Source organism: Microvirga arsenatis (genome assembly GCF_009910705.1).
In the GTDB taxonomy this organism is placed as follows: Bacteria; Pseudomonadota; Alphaproteobacteria; order Rhizobiales; family Beijerinckiaceae; genus Microvirga; species Microvirga arsenatis.
On the sequence record NZ_JAAAXJ010000002.1, the window covers coordinates 154,492 to 169,216 of the forward strand.

Sequence of the window (14,725 nt, forward strand, 5' to 3'; positions counted from 1 at the left end):
GTGCAAAGGCAGCTTGGCTCGACGGCATAGTCGGTCCGCGCTATCTGTCCGCCTCCACCAGCCCCGCTTCCGCAGAACAACCGGACGATCCCATGCTCCTTCCCCGGATCCTCGCCCTCGGCTTCCTCGGCCTTGCCGCTCCCGCCGGCGCTGCCACCCTCGACGGGCTGGCGGTCGAGGTGACGAACACCAGCGAGCCCGTGCTCTGCGCGGAGAAGGACAACGTGGCGGTCAACTTCGCCTCGCCCGAGGTGCGGCATTTCCAGATCGAGGCCGTGCATCCGGCTTACATGGGCACCCTGCGCCAGGACCGATGGGAGCCGGACTGGACCGCCTGCGAGGACATCTCGGAGGAGACCTCCGCCAAGCCGCACCCCACCATGACCAACCTCTACGAGGACGGGAACGTGCGGATCATGGGCCTGTCCTTCACCGAGTTCTGGCGCCCGAGCGACGTGACGGTGACCATCGGCACCAGAGTGGAGCGCAACATCCACCTCCTGCAGCTGCTGAAGAAGCGGGGCGACAAGGCCATCGAAGTGCTCGTGATCTATCCGGGCGACGGCTACTGGCGCATCAAGCCGCTGCCGCCCGAGCACCTGGACTGGACCTCCTACGGTTCCTCCTTCCTGGTCGGCCCGGTGGAGTTCGACCAGCGTCCCGTGGTGAACCTGAAGGACGTGGCCTTCGACCCGAAGGCCATGACCTTCACGCTCACCCTCGCCAGGGGCGGCACGGCCAGCGTCGTGGTCAAGGCCCTCAACGAGGAGCGCCAGACCCTGGACGTGACCTTTGATCGAGCCATCTCCGGCCTGCCCTTCGCAGGCCTGCGGTCCATGTACGTGACCGAGTTCAACGCGGACGTAGCGCGGATCGCCGTGCGGGAGGAAGGCGCCCGCTCCTGGCGCGAGGAGCCGATCATGAACTTTCAGGGCGGCAGGGCGACGGATGCCTGGATGGGCCGCCTCGTCCCCTCCCGCCACAACACCAGCGCGCCGGACATGATGTTCAACCGTTTCCGCGCGGCGCCGGCGCCTTCGCGCTGAACGGCCTGTTCAGCGCGGACACCGCGCGCCCGTCGATCAGGACGAGGCCCGCGCCGATCAGCGCCATGCCGGCGAAGTGCCTTGCGGCCAGCGTCTCGCCGAGAACGAGCACGCCGAGCAGGATCGCGCTGACCGGGATGAGGAAGGTGACGAGGCCCACATTGGTGGCCCCGGCCCGCGCGAGCAGCCGGAAGAAGATCAGATAGGCGAAGGCCGTGGAGACGAGGCCGAGGGCTGCCAGGGACAGGATCGCTCCCGTGCTCGGCATCGCCAGGGTCCAGGGCCGGTCGACGATCAGCGCCACCGGCAGCAGGAGCGCGCTCGACACCGTCACCTGCCCGGCCGCCGTCGCCAGAGGCGGAATGCCCATTGTCTTGAAGCGCCGCCCGAAGACGCCGGAAAACCCATAGGACAGGGCAGCCCCCAGGATCGCCAGCTGCGCCAGGATACTGGCATCCCAGGAGGTGAGAGCAGCGGCACCGATCATCACAGCGACCCCCAGGAAGCCGACGACGACGCCCACCAGTTTCTGGCCCGTCAGACGTTCATCATCAGTGAAATACTGGGCCACGATCACCGTGAAGAGCGGCGTGGTGGCATTGAGGATGGAGGCGAGGCCGCTGGCGATGTGCCCCTGTCCCCACACGATGAGGGTGAAGGGAATGACGTTGTTGAGGATCGACATGCCGAGGAAGGCGGCCCAGGCCCGGCGGGTGCGCGGCAGGTCAACACCCATCAGCTTCAGCAGAAGAATCAGGGCCAGGGCTGCCGTCACCACCCGGATCGCCACGATGGTCAGCGGCGGCAGCTCGCGCACCGCGACGCCGATGAAGAGAAAGGATCCTCCCCAGACGATGGAGAGGACGGCGAGCAGCGCCCAGTCGGACGCCGTCATGGTTTTTTGAATGGAGGCTTGTGTCATGTCCGCGCTTTTCAACTGCGTTCAGGGACATGCCACAGGGCCAGGGATGTGACGACCCGTTTCCTGCTTACGAGAAGTCGTACCATTCGCCCTTGTCGCGGCAGGCCAGCATGTCGCCCCTGCGTACGGTGCCCCCGCTCCTCCACTCGCGCAGGAACATGCGGCAGTCGAGGCCGCCGAACATCCGCTTGTCCATCGGCTTGAGGGTCACCTTCCCGGAGGCGCCGGTGGCCGGATTCTGCCACGCCACGCTGTTGCCCCCTCCCCCTTCGAGGATGGACAGCACCGCCTGAGCCTCCAGCGGGCGATCCGCGTCGGGCATGAGCTGCTCCGCCTTGCGCTGGGCCTCGGCCTTCGCCACGTCGGCGCTCGCCTGGGCTCGGGCACCAGCCAGTTGGCCTGCCAGCATGGCATTGCCCGCTCCCTGCGTGGCCAGGTGGAAGGCGGAGCCCGACAGGCTCATCCCGCCGGTCAGGGCGGCGTCGATCCCGGCCTGGGCGGCCGAACGCGCCATCTTGGCCGATTGCTTGGCCATGGTAGCCGCGATCTGCCGGTCGAGCGGAGCCATGTAGTCCGGGCCCGATGTCTTGCCGGCGGCGACGTCCTTCAGGCGCACGGCGATGGCGCTGAAATCGACACGAGAGGCTCCCGACGCCGTCTCGGCGGCATCGGCCACATCCATGGCTGCCCCTGAAATGCCGGTCGGATCCAGGGCCGCCGCAACTCCGCCGGCGACCGACCCTGCCCCCGTCTGATTGCAGGCGGCCAGGGCGAGGCCCAGCAGGACGGCACCGAACCCCATGGAGAAACTGCGCATGATTCCCTCCCATCGCTTGACGATATTTCGTATCCAAAACGGGAGGGCGAGGAAAGAGAGGATGTCGCCTGATCCGGTGCGGCTTTCGGAAAGATTCGATTTACGATGATAGGAGGGAATTCACCGCCTTTACCTCTCCTTCACGGCTGCCGGGCAAACCTGCGGGTCCCGATCCCATCCCGCGTTGCGTCAGGCCATGAACCCACAGCTGTCCCGCGAATCGTCCGTCAGCATCCGTCAGCAGGTGGTGAGATCGAGCTTCTGCATCATGCCTCACGCGCCCCGGGATTCCCGGAACGGGAGCTTCATCTTCGGCCGCTCGGACTCGCGCTACCGCCCCCTGCTCAACCAGGAGGAGCGGGACCGGCTGCACATCTGGGCCATGATCGTGGCCCTCTCGACCTCGGCCGCGGGCACGACCCTGCTGCTGACCGCCTTCCTGCACTAGGTCAGTTCAGCGGCCAGAACAGCATGATGAGCGGAATGCCGATCACCACCACCAGGATCGACAGCGGCAGCCCGAGGCGCCAGTAATCGCCGAAGCGATAGCCGCCCGGCCCCATGACCAGGGTGTTGCACTGGTGCCCGATGGGGGTGAGGAAGTCGCAGGCCGCGCCGATCGCCACCGCCATCAGGAAGGCGTCCGGCCTGAAGCCGAGCTGGGTGGCGAAGCTCGCCGCGATAGGCGCCATCACCAGCACGGTTGCGGCATTGTTGAGGAACGGCGTGACGGCCATGGCGGCTACCATGATGAGCACGAGGGCACCCGTCGGCGGCAGCATGTTGGCGGCCGAGGAGAGCCAGCCGGCGATCAGGTCCGTTCCGCCGGTGGTGCGGATCGATTCGCTGACCGGGATCAGGGCGCCGAGCATGACGATGATCGGCCATTCGATGGTTTCATAGGCCTCGCGCAAGGAAAGGGAGCCGAACAGCACGAGCAGGACGCCGGCTCCGAAGAAGGCGATGGCCACCGGCAGGATGTTGAAGGCAACGATCACCATGGTGATGGCCAGAATGGCAGCGGGCATCAGGCTCCGGCGCGCGCTGCCGAGCCGGATTTCGCGTTCCGCCAGGGGTAGGCAGCCAAGATCCCGCAGGGTGTCGGGCAGCCGCTTGAGGTTGCCCTGGAGCACGATCACGTCGCCGGCCCTTAAGGTGATGGTGCGCAGGCGCTCCTTGAAGCGCTCGCCGCTGCGGCTCACCGCGATCAGGTTGACGCCGAAGCGCTCGTAGAGGCCGATGCGTTCCGCCGACAGCCCGGTCAGCACCGAATTCGGCCCGACGATGGCCTCGATGGCGCCGATCTCGTCCGTGGCCTCGTCCGTCTCCGGCTGGTGATGCTCGCGACTGAGCTTCAGCCCCGCCCGAACGACGGCGCTCTCGAGGGCATCGGACTCGCCCTCCAGCATCAGGACGTCGTTCTCGCGGATGGTGGCATCCGGAAGCGGGCTGGAACTGCGGGTCTCGTTGCGGATGATCGACGCGACCTTCACCTGGCCGTCGGCGAGCTTGTGCAGGTCCGCCACCGTCTGACCGACCACGTCGGATTCCGCCGTCACGCGGGCCTCAGTGACGTAATCCTTGATGTCGAGGGCTGCATCGAGGGATGCGGCCCCTTTGCGTCCCTGCGGCAGCAGGCGATAGCCGAAGGCCAGGAAGACGACGCCCGCGAGCGCGATGCCGATCCCCACGGGGGTGAAGTCGAACATGCCGAAGGGTTGCCCCACCAGCTCCTCCCTGACCCGCGACACGATGATGTTGGGCGAGGTCCCCACCAGGGTGACGATGCCGCCGAGAAGCGAGCCGAAGGCCATCGGCATGAGGAAGCTGGAGGGCGGCGTGTTGGTGCGGCGGGCGATCTGGAACGCCACGGGGATCATCATGGCGAGCGCGCCGATGTTCTTCACGAAAGCGGAGAGCACGGTCACTACGCCTACCAAAACCACGATCTGGATCTGCGTGGTGCGCAGGTAAGGTCCGACGCGGTTGAGCCCCGCCTCGAGGATGCCGGACTTCGCTACGGCGGCGCTGACCAGGAGTGCGCTCGCCACGATGATGACGATGTCGTCGCTGAAGCCCTCGAAGGCCTTGTCGGCCGGAACGATGCCGACCAGCACCGCCGCGAGGAGCGACAAGACCGCGACCAGGTCGTAGCGGAACCGGCCCCAGACGAAAAGCGCCATCATCCCGGCGACGATGGCGAAAGAGAGCATTTGTTGGTGGGTCATGGGAGCGCAAGCGAGAGGAACCGGAATCCTAACGCTTCACGCTCCCTTTGGTGCCGCGGTCGGGCATCGGGCCCGGAAGCGGAGGGCATTCTCGGGATCGATCCGATGCCCGCCTTGATGAGCCTCGGATCGTCGGTTGCGGAAAGCCGGTGCCCGCTCGTTCCGCACGATGCGCTACTGCCCGAGGACGAGCGCCCAGTAGCGGCCATAGCGGTTGTTCGCATCCGCGCGGGCGAGCCCGATCTTGCGGGCCTGCGGCATCAGGAGGTTGCTGTTGTGGCCGGGGGAGGCCTTCCAGCGGCTGATGGCTCCGTCCACCGTGTCGGAGCCGGCGGAGAGGTTTTCGGCGGAATAGCCGGCGATTCCATACTCATCCATGCGCTTGGCGAAGCTGCCGTGGCTGAGACGGCCCGCGGCGGCCACGGCGCGGGCCTGATGCTCCGCCGCCTGGTTCAGCTTAGGGTCCACCGTCACCGGGTTCAGGCCCATCGACACGCGATAGGCCGAAATCAGGCGGGCGGCGGCGGCCGCATCGCCGGTCGAACTCGCCAGGACGGCATCCTTGGGGGTGAGAGCCGAATCGCCTGCGCAGCCGGCCACACCCAGCGCGATCAGGGCGCAGAAGGTAAGTGCACGCATCGAAATTCCCCTTCGGGCGGCGTTCAGGCGCCGCTCCCCTTGAAAAAGGGCCTCCTGGCGTTCATGTGCCATGGACCCGCCGCTGCATGCCATGTTGCTGCCCAAGGGTCCAGATTCCTGCCTCTCCCGCGTCAGCTGACCGCATGCCCGCAAGCTCCTCTCCCCCTGAAGCCGCCATCGTAGGCGGCGGTCCGGCCGGCCTGATGGCCGCGGAGGTGCTCGGGCGCGCCGGTCTCAAGGTCACCGTCTACGACCGAATGCCCTCGGTGGGCCGCAAGCTGCTCATGGCAGGCCGGGGCGGCCTGAACCTGACCCATTCGGAGGCGTTCGAGCGATTCGTGACCCGCTATGCGGAGGCCGAGCCGCAGCTGCGGCCTCTGATCGAGGCCTTCTCGCCTGCGGATCTGCGCGCCTGGTGCGAGGGGCTGGGGCAGGAGACCTTCGTGGGCTCCAGCGGGCGGGTGTTCCCCGTGGCCTTCAAGGCCTCTCCCCTCCTGCGCGCCTGGCTCTCCCGGCTCGAAGGCCTCGGCATCCGCTTCGCCCTGCGCCACCGCTGGCAGGGCTGGGACGAGACGGGCGCTCTCCTTCTCACCGATGCAACCGGACAGGCGATTCGGGTGGAGCCCGACGCCACGATCCTGGCGCTCGGCGGCGGCAGCTGGCCGCGGCTGGGCTCGGACGGCGGCTGGGTGGAGATCCTTTCCCGGCGCGGCATCGCGGTCTCGCCCCTGCGTCCAGCCAATATGGGCTTCACCTGCGCCTGGTCCGAGATCATGCGCAGCCGCTTCGAGGGCGAGCCGCTGAAGCGGGTAGCCCTCGGTTTCGAGGGTGCGACCGTAAGGGGCGAGGCCATCATCACGGCGGACGGGATCGAGGGCGGAGCCGTCTACGCCCTCTCGGCCCGCCTGCGCGACGCCCTCGCCGCGAGGGGCAGCGCCGTTCTCCACATCGACCTCAGGCCCGATCTCGACCACGGCGCCCTCCTGCGAAGGCTGGAGGCGCCGCGAAAGGGGCAGTCCGCCTCCACCTTCCTGCGCAAGAGCGCCGGCTTGAGCCCGGTGGGGATCGCCCTGCTGCGGGAGGCCTCCCCTTCCCTTCCGGGAGAACCTGGATCCCTCGCCCGGCTCATCAAGGCCGTTCCCCTGACCTTGACGGGCACCAAAACCCTCGAGCGGGCCATTTCCAGCGCCGGCGGCGTCCCCTTCTGCGAGCTGGACGATAGCCTGATGCTCAAGCGGATGCCGGGGGTGTTCGTGGCGGGCGAGATGCTGGACTGGGAGGCGCCGACCGGCGGCTACCTGCTCCAGGCCACCTTTGCCACCGGCGTCGCCGCGGCGAAGGGAGTGCTTTCCTTCCTGAAGATTCCCGATGCCGCATTGACCTGGAATCCGCGTTCGGCCACACGGCATCCGTGATCGACCCGCGCAAGATTCTCCATGACGTGTTCGGCTTCCCCTCCTTCCGCGAAGGGCAGGAGGAGATCGTGCGCGCGGTGCTGGCAGGCGAGGACGTGCTCGCCATCATGCCCACGGGGGCGGGCAAGTCTCTGTGCTACCAGCTGCCGACGCTCGCCCGCGAGGGCCTCACCGTTGTGGTCTCGCCGCTGATCGCGCTCATGCGCGACCAGGTGGCGGCCCTGCGCCATTTCGGCATCGAGGCGGGCAGCCTCAACTCCGCCAACGACCCGGCCGAGAACCGCCGGGTGGTCGACGCGGTGCGCGAGAAGCGCATGCGCATCCTCTACGCCTCGCCGGAGCGCCTCGCCAATACCGGAACCACCGAGTGGCTCGCCCGCTCGGGCGTCAACCTGCTCGCCATCGACGAGGCGCACTGCGTCTCGCAATGGGGCCACGATTTCCGCCCCGAATACGCCATGCTGGGCGAGGTGCGCCAGCGGCTCGGCAACGTGCAGACCATCGCGCTCACAGCAACCGCCGACGTGGCGACGCGCAGCGACATCATGCACCGGCTCTTCGAAGAGGAGCCGCGGCTCTTCATCCATGGCTTCGACCGCCCGAACCTGCGGCTCGCCATGCAGGCGAAGGAGCATTCCCGGCGCCAGCTCTTCTCCTTCCTCGACAAGCACCGGCACGAGAGCGGCATCGTCTACTGCTCGTCGCGGGACGCCACCGAGCGTCTCGCCGATTCGCTCAGCCAGGCAGGCTACCGGGCGCTCCCCTACCACGCGGGCATGCATCAGCAGGACCGCGCCAAGAACCAGGACATCTTCCTGCAGGAGGACGGCGTGGTGATGGTGGCCACCGTCGCCTTCGGCATGGGCATCGACAAGCCCGACGTGCGCTTCGTCGCCCATGCGGCCCTGCCGAAATCCATCGAGGCCTATTACCAGGAGATCGGCCGCGCAGGCCGCGACGGGGCGCCCGCCGACACCCTCACCCTCTACGGCCTCGACGACATGCGCCTGCGCCGCCTGCAGATCGAGGAGAGCGACGCGGCCGACGAGCAGAAGCGGGTGGAGCGCCAGCGCCTCAATGCGCTCGTGGCGCTGTGCGAGGCGCCGCGCTGCCGCCGCCAGACACTGCTCGCCTATTTCGGCGAGACCACCGAACCCTGCGGCAATTGCGACCTGTGCATCGACGGGGTGATGTCCTTCGACGGCACCATCGAGGCCCAGAAAATCCTCTCCGCCATCGTGCGCACGGGCGAGCGCTTCGGCACCGAGCATCTCATCAGCATTCTCGTGGGCGAGGAAACGGATTCGATCCGCCGCTTCGGCCACGACAAGCTCAAAACCTTCGGCGTCGGCAACGACCGCTCGAAGACGGAATGGCGCTCTCTGCTGCGGCAGATCTATGCCGCAGGTCTGATCAGCCTGGAACTTGCGGAATACGGACGCTGGACCCTCACCGACAGGGGCGTCGCCGTGCTGAAAGGGCAGGAGCGGATCGAGCTGCGCTCCGACGTGCTGATGAAACCTGCCGAGCGGCGGCGCAGGCGCGGCCGGATGGAGGCGGAAGCGATCGTGCCCTCCGACGATCCGCTGCTCCTCGACCTCAAGGCCCTGCGCACGCGCCTCGCCAAGGAAGAGGGCGTGCCGGCCTACGTGATCTTTTCGGACCGCAGCCTCATCGACATGGCTGCGAAGAAGCCCACGACCGTGCGCGCCTTCGGCGAGATCCACGGCGTCGGACAGGCCAAGCTCGACCGCTATGCGGATGCTTTTCTGGAAGTGGTGAAGGCGCACGCGGGGTAAGAGCGGACACATGCCTCGTCCCGGACGCCACAGGCGATCCGGGATCGTCATTAGAGTATGGCGCTGGTCTCCCTCTCCCAGAGGGAGAGGGTTGGGGTGAGGGGTTACAGTTCCATCCGGTCAGGACACCAACCCCTCATCCGGACCTCCGGTCCGACCTCTCCCACCGGGAGAGGTGAAGGGAGCCATTCTCGTCCAACGATCCCGGGTTCTACTGCGCAGCCCCCGGGATGACGCAAACCGCTACACCTCCACCCACCGCCCCTCATGCGCGCTGCGCGCCATCGCATCCACCGTGCGCTCGATGCGGATGCCGTCCTCGAATTCGATCAGATGCGCGCTCTCGCCGTCGATACGGCGGATCAGCTCGCGGCACTCGATGATCTTCAGGTCGTTGAAGCCGAGCCCGTGTCCCGGTGCCGGAACGAACCTGTCGTAGGGCGGATGCTGCGGCCCGGTGAGGATGGTGCGGAAGCCTTGGCGATCCTTCGGCCCATCGGCCGTGTAGAGCTGAACCTCGTTCATGCGCTCCTGATCGTAGGCGATGGTGCCCTTGGAGCCGAAGAGCTGCACAAGGATGCGCCCCTTGCGCCCCCAGGCGGAGCGGTTGAGCGCGATCACGCCGGATGCGCCGGTCTCCAGCTCGATCAGGGTCGTGGCGATGTCGTAGGTCTCGACCGCCCGGCGCCCCCCGCCCTGCACCGGCCGATCCGCATAGGGCTTTGCCATATGCCCGCAGACCCGACGGATGCCACCGAACAGGGTCCAGAGCAGGCTCAGGGCATGGACGCCGAAATCGTCGAGCGCCCCATGGCCTGAACTCGCCTCGCTCTTCCAATAGAAGAGCGCCTCCGGGTCCGCCATGAAATCCTCGTCCATCTCGAGGCGCACATGATTGACCTCGCCGATCTGCCCTTCGTCGAGCAGACGCCGGATCAGGCGGATGATCGGGTTCTGGATGTAGTTGTAGCCGAGCGCCGCAACCCTGCCGGAGGCGCGCGCAGCGGCGAGCATCCGCTCTGCGTCCTCCAAGCGTGTCGCCATGGGCTTCTCGCACCACACATGCTTGCCCGCTTCCAGCGCCGCGATCGCCATCTCGGGATGGAAGGCGTTGGGCGTGGTGATCGACACCACGTCGACGGCCGGATCGGCGACAAGCGTGCGCCAGTCGCCGGTGGCGCGGGCGAAGCCAAGCTCCTGTGCCTTACGCTCGGCCAGTTCCTGCGAATGCTCAGCCAGCACAGCAAGGCGCGGCCGCACCACATCCCCGAACACGGGGGCCACGGCGTTCCAGGCGAGCGCGTGGCACTTGCCCATATAGCCGGTGCCGATGAGGCCGATGTTCAGAGACTTCATTCCCTGGGCTCCTGACACCAATCACTTGCTAGGGCAGACCCCTTACGTCATGGCCGGGCTTGTCCCGGCCATCCCGATACGGTGAGGCGTAGCGCTTTTTCAAATCGGGATCACCGGCACAAGGCCGGTGATGACACTGCAGCTGAATGGATGAAGACATTACATTGGACAATCACACCATCCCGCCGAGCTCCGCCGACACCGCCTGCAGTTCCTTGCCGCCGGCCATGAGGTTCTGCAGCTCCTCGATCTGGATCTCGGATTTGGAGTATGTGCCGAGCGTCTTGCCGCGGTTGAGCACCGTGAAGCGGTCGCCCACCGCATAGGCGTGGCGCACGTTGTGGGTGATGAAGATGACGCCGAGGCCCTTGCTGCGAACCTGGTGGATGTATTTCAGCACCATGGAGGTCTGCGCGACGCCCAGCGCCGAGGTGGGCTCGTCGAGGATCAGCACCTTGGCGCCGAAATAGACCGCGCGGGCAATGGCCACGCATTGGCGCTCGCCGCCGGAGAGGGTCCCGACCGCCTGATGCGGATCGCGCACGTCGATGCCGATCTTGTGCATCTCCTCGCGGGTGACCTCGTCGCAATGGTCGAAATCCACGCGGCGGAACGGCCAGATGCCCTTCACCGGCTCGCGGCCCATGAAGAAGTTGCGCGTGACGGACATGAGCGGGATCATCGCAAGGTCCTGGTAGACCGTCGCGATGCCCGCATCGAGCGCATCCCGCGGGCTGGCGAAGGTCACGGGCTTGCCTTCCACGAGGAAATCGCCCGAGGTGGGACGGTGAACGCCGGCGAGCGTCTTGATCAGCGTCGACTTGCCGGCGCCGTTGTCGCCTAGCAGGCACATGACCTCGCCGCGGTGGACGGTGAGCGACACGCCGGAAAGCGCGATCACCGATCCGAAATGCTTGACGAGGTTGCGGATCTCGATGAGGGGGACGTTCTGATCCATCAGCGCTCTCCCGTCACCTTGCGGCGGATGAAGTTGTTGAACAGCACCGCGAGCAGCAGCATGGCGCCCAGAAAGACCTGGAACCAGTCGGAATCGAAGCGGGTATAGGTGAGGCCGATGGAGACCATGCCGAAGATGATGGCGCCGAAGAACGCACCGATCGCCGAGCCGTAGCCGCCGGTGAGCAGGCAGCCGCCGATCACCGCGGCGATGATGGCCTCGAACTCCTTTTGGAACCCGCGCCGCGCATCGGTGGAGCCCGCATCGAGCACCGTGAGAACCGCCACAAGCGCCGCGGCGCAGGCGGTGAGCATGAAGAGACCGGTCTTCACCCGGTCCACCGGCACGCCGGAATTGCGCGCCGCATTCGGGTCGCCTCCCGCCGCGAAGATCCAGTTGCCGGCGCGGGTGCGCAGCAGAAGCCAGGTGGCGAGCAGGGCGAAGCCCGCAAACCAGACGATGGAGACCGGAACGCCTGTGACGGTCGGCGTGCCGTTCGGAAACTTGGCGATGAGGCCGTTCGCGGCCAGCCACGAGAAGACGCCCTCGAAGGCGACGCCCGAGAAGAGCTCGCGGATGAGGCCCTCGCCGGCCTGTTCGCCGATGCCGCGCATCTGCGTGGAGCCGCCCGTCGCCCATTTCAGGCCCACGAGCGAAAGGCCGCGCAGGATGAACAGGAAGGCGAGGGTGACGATGAAGGAAGGCAGCCTCGTGCGGATCACCATCTGCCCATTCAGGCCGCCGAGCACCGCCGCGACGGCGAAGGTGGCGGCAATGGCGAGGAGCAAGGGCCAGCCGCTGAGCGTGATGAAGGCACCGAAGACGAGGCCGGTGAAGGCCACCATGGAGCCGATGGAGAGATCGAACTCGCCGCCGATCATCAGCAGGGCCGCCGCGATGGCGAGGATGCCGAGCTGCGCGGCCGGCGAGAGAATGTTCATGATGCCCGCCAGCGTGAACATGGACGCATCGGCGGTGGAGATGAAGAAGATCGTGACCAGAACAAGGCCGGCGAGCGCGCCCAGCTCGGGGCGCCGCATGATCTTGGTGAGAAGGGAAACCTCTTTCAGGCGCTCGTCCCGAATCTGCTGGACGGTTTGCGCCGGGGACAGATCCGTGGCCGGCTGGGTGGTGTTCGCCACGAGCGCCTCCCTCAACATGACTCGATGAAAAATCAAGCCCGCGGCCCTTCAGGACCGCGGGCCTTGAGTTCGGTTCAGCGGATGCCCTTGGCGGACAGCTCGACCACCTGTCCGGCCTTCTCCTTGGTGATCAGGTTGGGGCCGGAGGGAACGTTGCCGCCGGGGATCAGGCCGTACTTGGCATAGTTGGCCAGGAACACGACCGGCAGATAACCTTGCAGGTATTGCTGCTGGTCGATGGCGAAGGCCGCCTCGCCGGCGGCAACCGACTTGAGGAAGCCTGCGGACATGTCGAAGGTCGCCACGCGGATGGCGCCCGTCTTGCCGGCCTCCTTCACGGCCGCCACCGACGGCTCGCCTGCGGTGCCCGCGCCGAGCGCCAGGATCGTGTCGATGGAGCCATCCGCGGCAACGGCCGCCTTCACCTTGGCGCGCACGTCGGCCGGATCGTTCGACACCGGCAGCACCGTCACCTTGCCGCCGAACCCTTCGGTGAAGCCCTTGCAGCGCAGGTCGAGGGAGACGTTGCCGACCTCCTGGTTGACACAGAGGCCGACCTTGCCGCCCATCTCCTTCAGCTTGGCCCCGGCGATGCGGCCGGCCTCGATCTCGTCCTGCCCCACATGGAGCAGGGCGCCGAGCTTCTTCGACACGTCGGAGCCGGAATTCATGGAGATCACCGGAATGCCGGCGGCCACCGCCTTCTGGATCGAGGGGCCGAGCGCCGAAGCGTCCGGGATCGACACGATGAGGCCGGCGGGCTTCTGGTTCACGGCGGCGTCGATGAGCTGGCTCATGGCCACCATGTCGAAGGTCTCGGGCGCGCGATAATCGACCTGGACCTTCATGTCCTGGCCGGCGGCTGCCACGCCGTTCTTCACCACCGACCAGAACGGATCGTTGGCCTGGCCGTGGCTGACCACGATGATGCGCGAATTCTGCTGGGCCGATACGGGGGCGGCGCTGGCGAGCGCCAGGGCCGCTGCCGCCGCGAGACCGGTCACGAATGCTTTCATAGGCTTCCTCCCAAAAGGTTTCTCAACCAGGGCACCACAGCCGCGGGGGCGTGCCGTGATGTCCCTCGCGGCCGGTTGGCCGCTTGCCTGTCCGGACAGAGAGAAAGCAAATGATCCGAAGCGCGAATCACCTGCATGGTTCGTTCCCTCTGCCGCTCCGATCGTCCGCCCAAACGGAACGTCAGAACCTTTTTTATGGGTATATTGGAATTTTTATTCCATTTTTGTAGGATCGGTGTCAAGGCCCGTCCGGACAGGTGGGTCTGGCAGGGAAACAGAGGACAGCATGAGCAGCGCGGGCACCGTCGTCACGGAAGCGCCGGAAGACTATGAGGGGCTCCGGGCGCTCCTGCTGATCCGGCACGACGGGATGCCCAAGCGCCTGAAGCAGCTCGCCGCTTTTGCTCTCGAGCATCCCGAGGACATGGCCTTCGGCACGGTGGCGGGCATCGCCGAGCATGCCGGCGTGCAGCCCTCCACCCTGGTGCGCTTTGCGAAAAGCCTGGGCTATGACGGCTTTTCCCACCTGCAGCAGATCTTTCGCGACCGGCTGCGCGAGCGCTTTCCCGATTACCGCGAGCGCCTCAAGGGGCTGCGCGACGCGGAGGGGCACCATGTTCACGCCGCCTCCCTGCTGGAGGGCTTCATCAACGCCGCCGCCGTCTCGCTGGAGCGGATGCGCGCCTCCGTGCGCCCGGAGGAGCTGTCCCGCGCCATCGAGACGCTGGCGAAGGCCGACACCATCTATCTGCTCGGCGCGCGGCGGGTGTTTCCGGTCATTGCCTACTGCGCCTATGCCTTCGGCAAGCTGGGAGTGCGGGCGATCCTGATCGATCATGTGGGCCAGCTCAGCCCCGAGCAGCTCGCCACCGCCACGGGGCGCGATGCGGTGCTCGCCATCAGCTTCACGCCCTATGCGCCCGTCACCGCCGACCTCGCCGCAGCGGCCGCGCAGCGCAACGTGCCCGTGGTGGCGATCACGGACTCGGCCTTCAGCCCGCTGGTGACGAGCGCCGATGTGTGGCTGGAAGTGGCGGAGGCCGATTTCGGCGCCTTCCGCTCGCTCTCCGCCTCGTTCGCGCTGGCGATGGCCCTGGCTGTGGGCACCGCGGAGAAGCGGGCTGAGGGATAACGGCAACGTTCATCCCGGACGGCGTGAGCGATTCCGGGATCGGATGCAGAATGAGGTGTCAGACCCTCGACACTGTCATCCCCGCGAAGGCGGGGATCCATAAACACGATGTCTCAGAAGAAGGCGAACGGCGTCGCGCCTTACCCTGCAACGCCAGCGGTTATGGATCCCGGGCTCCGCTACGCGGCCCCGGGATGACAGTGCTGGACTGGTCGAGCGATCCCGGATCGTCGCTGCGCTCCGTCCGGGATGACG

General features: G+C 66.9%; 13 protein-coding genes. 5 read left to right on the forward strand and 8 right to left on the reverse strand.

All coding sequences use genetic code 11. The features are described from left to right. Positions 1-92 precede the first annotated feature (92 nt). Positions 93-1,046: a hypothetical protein gene (locus GR303_RS04015; protein WP_161721287.1), complete on the forward strand. Its 954-nt coding sequence runs from the start codon at positions 93-95 to the stop codon at positions 1,044-1,046. Here the strand turns inward: GR303_RS04015 and GR303_RS04020 are convergent. Together GR303_RS04020 and GR303_RS04025 are read right to left on the reverse strand one after the other, a co-directional pair. Beyond that, positions 1,009-1,968 carry a DMT family transporter gene (locus tag GR303_RS04020; protein ID WP_161721286.1) on the reverse strand — a complete coding sequence of 320 codons (960 nt, stop codon included), beginning with the start codon at positions 1,966-1,968 and terminating at the stop codon, positions 1,009-1,011. The genes GR303_RS04015 and GR303_RS04020 overlap by 38 nt on opposite strands. Positions 1,969-2,035: 67 nt before the next feature. Further along, complete coding sequence (locus GR303_RS04025; RefSeq protein ID WP_161721285.1) at positions 2,036-2,785, reverse strand: RT0821/Lpp0805 family surface protein; 750 nt, start codon at positions 2,783-2,785, stop codon at positions 2,036-2,038. Between the two features lie 196 nt (positions 2,786-2,981). Here GR303_RS04025 and GR303_RS04030 point away from each other — a divergent pair, with 196 nt between their 5' ends. After that, complete coding sequence (locus GR303_RS04030) at positions 2,982-3,233, forward strand: hypothetical protein (protein ID WP_161721284.1); 252 nt, start codon at positions 2,982-2,984, stop codon at positions 3,231-3,233. A 1-nt stretch (position 3,234) separates the two neighbouring features. Here GR303_RS04030 and GR303_RS04035 read toward each other — a convergent pair whose 3' ends face one another. Together GR303_RS04035 and GR303_RS04040 are read right to left on the reverse strand one after the other, a co-directional pair. Then, positions 3,235-5,013: an SLC13 family permease gene (locus GR303_RS04035; protein WP_161721283.1), complete on the reverse strand. Its 1,779-nt coding sequence runs from the start codon at positions 5,011-5,013 to the stop codon at positions 3,235-3,237. Positions 5,014-5,187: 174 nt separating this feature from the next. Continuing rightward, positions 5,188-5,652, reverse strand: coding sequence for a CAP domain-containing protein (locus GR303_RS04040; RefSeq protein ID WP_161721282.1), 465 nt, complete (start codon positions 5,650-5,652; stop codon positions 5,188-5,190). Positions 5,653-5,795: 143 nt separating this feature from the next. On the opposite strand from GR303_RS04040, the gene GR303_RS04045 reads away from it, so the two are divergent. Then, positions 5,796-7,067, forward strand: coding sequence for a BaiN/RdsA family NAD(P)/FAD-dependent oxidoreductase (locus tag GR303_RS04045; protein ID WP_161721281.1), 1,272 nt, complete (start codon positions 5,796-5,798; stop codon positions 7,065-7,067). Next, a complete protein-coding gene (gene recQ / locus GR303_RS04050; RefSeq protein ID WP_161721280.1) occupies positions 7,064-8,866 on the forward strand; it encodes a DNA helicase RecQ in 1,803 nt (600 codons plus the stop codon). The genes GR303_RS04045 and recQ overlap by 4 nt, the downstream gene beginning before the upstream one ends. Before the next feature lie 243 nt (positions 8,867-9,109). On the opposite strand, the gene GR303_RS04055 is transcribed toward recQ, so the two are convergent. From GR303_RS04055 to GR303_RS04070, 4 genes are all read right to left on the reverse strand, one after another. Then, a complete protein-coding gene (locus tag GR303_RS04055) occupies positions 9,110-10,222 on the reverse strand; it encodes a Gfo/Idh/MocA family protein (RefSeq protein ID WP_161721279.1) in 1,113 nt (370 codons plus the stop codon). 172 nt (positions 10,223-10,394) lie between these two features. Further along, positions 10,395-11,180 carry an ATP-binding cassette domain-containing protein gene (locus GR303_RS04060; RefSeq protein ID WP_161721278.1) on the reverse strand — a complete coding sequence of 262 codons (786 nt, stop codon included), beginning with the start codon at positions 11,178-11,180 and terminating at the stop codon, positions 10,395-10,397. Continuing rightward, positions 11,180-12,322 (reverse strand): ABC transporter permease, encoded by a 1,143-nt coding sequence (locus GR303_RS04065; RefSeq protein ID WP_343038380.1) that lies wholly within the window; start codon positions 12,320-12,322, stop codon positions 11,180-11,182. Before GR303_RS04065 ends, GR303_RS04060 begins: the two co-directional genes overlap by 1 nt. Positions 12,323-12,396: 74 nt before the next feature. Beyond that, positions 12,397-13,338, reverse strand: a complete 942-nt coding sequence (locus tag GR303_RS04070; RefSeq protein ID WP_161721277.1) for a sugar ABC transporter substrate-binding protein — start codon at positions 13,336-13,338, stop codon at positions 12,397-12,399. Between the two features lie 286 nt (positions 13,339-13,624). Between GR303_RS04070 and GR303_RS04075 the strand changes: the two genes are divergently transcribed. Further along, positions 13,625-14,470, forward strand: coding sequence for a MurR/RpiR family transcriptional regulator (locus GR303_RS04075; protein ID WP_161721276.1), 846 nt, complete (start codon positions 13,625-13,627; stop codon positions 14,468-14,470). The last annotated feature ends 255 nt before the right edge of the window (positions 14,471-14,725 follow it).

Excerpts from the sequence above, each read along its gene's own strand:
- GR303_RS04035 (WP_161721283.1), bottom strand. The coding sequence starts at position 5,013 with ATGACCCACCAACAAATGCTCTCTTTCGCCATCGTCGCCGGGATGATG.
- GR303_RS04055 (WP_161721279.1), bottom strand. The coding sequence starts at position 10,222 with ATGAAGTCTCTGAACATCGGCCTCATCGGCACCGGCTATATGGGCAAG.
- GR303_RS04015 (WP_161721287.1), top strand. The coding sequence starts at position 93 with ATGCTCCTTCCCCGGATCCTCGCCCTCGGCTTCCTCGGCCTTGCCGCT.
- GR303_RS04025 (WP_161721285.1), bottom strand. The coding sequence starts at position 2,785 with ATGCGCAGTTTCTCCATGGGGTTCGGTGCCGTCCTGCTGGGCCTCGCC.
- GR303_RS04020 (WP_161721286.1), bottom strand. The coding sequence starts at position 1,968 with ATGACACAAGCCTCCATTCAAAAAACCATGACGGCGTCCGACTGGGCG.
- GR303_RS04070 (WP_161721277.1), bottom strand. The coding sequence starts at position 13,338 with ATGAAAGCATTCGTGACCGGTCTCGCGGCGGCAGCGGCCCTGGCGCTC.
- GR303_RS04060 (WP_161721278.1), bottom strand. The coding sequence starts at position 11,180 with ATGGATCAGAACGTCCCCCTCATCGAGATCCGCAACCTCGTCAAGCAT.
- GR303_RS04075 (WP_161721276.1), top strand. The coding sequence starts at position 13,625 with ATGAGCAGCGCGGGCACCGTCGTCACGGAAGCGCCGGAAGACTATGAG.
- GR303_RS04030 (WP_161721284.1), top strand. The coding sequence starts at position 2,982 with ATGAACCCACAGCTGTCCCGCGAATCGTCCGTCAGCATCCGTCAGCAG.
- GR303_RS04045 (WP_161721281.1), top strand. The coding sequence starts at position 5,796 with ATGCCCGCAAGCTCCTCTCCCCCTGAAGCCGCCATCGTAGGCGGCGGT.
- GR303_RS04040 (WP_161721282.1), bottom strand. The coding sequence starts at position 5,652 with ATGCGTGCACTTACCTTCTGCGCCCTGATCGCGCTGGGTGTGGCCGGC.